Source organism: Treponema sp. (assembly GCF_045657965.1).
Lineage (GTDB): Bacteria > Spirochaetota > Spirochaetia > Treponematales > Treponemataceae > Treponema_D.
On sequence record NZ_JAZOUG010000288.1, the window covers coordinates 1 to 2176 of the forward strand.

Consider the following 2176-nt stretch of genomic DNA (forward strand, 5'->3'; position numbering starts at 1 on the left):
AAAAACGTCAGTTCTTACAGAAATCTGCCCTGTTGATAATTTTACATTAAATCCATTTTGAACATCAGATTTTTTTTGAGAAAGTAAAGTCTGCTGATATTTTAACGCGAGATTTTTTATTTGAGAATCTTGAGCAATATAATTAGAAAGCATAGATTCCAAACTAATAGAATCTACACTTTCTGAACAAAATACGCCAATCGCAAAAAACGCAAAAATTAGATTTACAATAATGGAGCGGGTATCTCTCATATAATAAGTATACAATTATTTGCGCGCAAAATTACATAAAAAAAACGTTATATTTGTAAAATAATTTTACGAATAAATTAAACAATAAAATCTAAGAGTAAAAAACAATTTATAATTGCTCCCGCTTACGTAGGCTGGTTCAAAAACGCTCGATAACTCGCTACACGCTGCTTGTGGTATAGAAACTATAGAACCAGCCACTCAGTGGCTGCCACAAGCAGAGTGTTCCTATGATATTTGTCAATACCACAATACTCCTGATTCCATAATTTTACGATGCAAATTTCATAGCTTTATCTACAAGTTGAGAAATTGTAGGTGAAGGCCTTTTTTCATATGATGTATCATTTTTTAGTAATATATACATCAACTCTGCTAATTTTCTTGCAATCGCTACAATGGCAATCTTCTTTCCTTTACTTTGAAACCGTGTCATATATAAAAACTTATCTTTTAGTGCGCCACCATCCCTAGATCTGACATGTGACCAGGCTGCAAGAATCAGTAAAGTTCGCAGATTTTTATTACCACATTTTGTTATATGTCCCATTCTGCAAACAGTACTGGACATATCAAGCCTTGGAACAAGCCCTGTTGCAGCACCTATTGTTGATGCATTCGGAAAACGAGAGCCGTCACCTATAAAAGCAACATATGCAGATGCCAACTGTTTTCCAACCCCTGGTATTTCAGTCAGTTTTTCTATGTTTTTATCTCCATCAATTTCTTTATCAAGAAGTTCTTCAACTTCTTCTATCTGAGTTTCAACCAGTTCCAGCTTTTTAAGAATACGTTCAGCCTGTGCTAAAGCAATCCCTTTCAACATCTTTATACACTTAATTCTGTTATCGATTGTTGCAAGATCCTTTTTCTTTATCTCGGTAATTCCGCATTCAACAAAGATTGCGTGTAGTCTATTTATTTCTTTCGTTCTGTCGTTTTTCAGCTGGCGAATCTCTGTAAGAATCTGTCTTAAGTTTTCTTCGTGTTCAGTCGGAAGCTCAACTTTAGGAAGCTCTTCATTTTTGTATTTCTGAACAAGGCGTGCAAGTTTTAAGGCATCTTCTTTGTCATTTTTCTTTAAGGAACGGTAGATTAAAACAAGCTGGCTAGGATTTAAAAGAACTACTTCACATCCAACTTCTTTCTGAATTTCTTTGGCCATTACCATACCAAGTGAGCAAACTTCTATCGCAACTCTGTCCGTTGCCAATAGTTTTCTGTACAACAATTTTCTTCCGCTCGGGTTTGTCTGCCCGTTTGTTCCGGTAACTTTACCGTTAATGCCAATGATTTTCATTTCGTAGGTTCTTTTCCCCAAGTCAATTCCTACAAATCTTTTCTGTTCCATTTCTTACCCCTTTATGATAAAATGGAATCAGGAGTAAACGCTGGCTGTGGTGAGCCGTGCTCCTATTCGCAGTAATAAAGTATGACTTTATTCTGCATAATGTCGTACGGCGGTCGGTTTTGGTTTATCTTTCGCCCGAAGTAAGGGACTATCGCTGAATAGAACCTCCTTCACAACACTCTAGAACCTTCCGCCGACTCTCTGATTCCGTCAAATCAGAGTACCACACTTTCCCAGACATTTATATCATGGCATCTTTCGCCCCATCCTCCGTTCGCTCGCGCAAAATCTATTTTTTAATAAACTATTTATAAATGTTCAATTTATCAAAATGGGCGGAAATATCTAAAAAACAAACGTCGTTATATGTAAATTTCATAAAAAAATTCCGGGCAACTTCGATAAAGTAAACATATAAAAAAGATAGTCTGAAAAAGGCGGAGTGAATGTTCGTGCTTTGCGAAGGTCTTCGACCGATAAAATTATTCGCAAAATGCCTACAAGCGAAGCGCGAGGTCGAAATAGCGGAGCATAAGTACGGTTATTCACGGGAGCCTTTTTCGCTCGATGTTT

General features: G+C 36.7%; 2 protein-coding genes. Both read right to left on the reverse strand.

From position 1 onward, the window contains the following. The coding region (locus ACKI5B_RS10935; protein ID WP_407428673.1) for a hypothetical protein at positions 1 to 252 on the reverse strand (252 nt) is incomplete at its 3' end. A 271-nt stretch (positions 253 to 523) separates the two neighbouring features. Then, positions 524 to 1603 (reverse strand): IS110 family RNA-guided transposase, encoded by a 1080-nt coding sequence (locus ACKI5B_RS10940; protein ID WP_407428675.1) that lies wholly within the window; start codon positions 1601 to 1603, stop codon positions 524 to 526. Positions 1604 to 2176 lie beyond the last annotated feature (573 nt).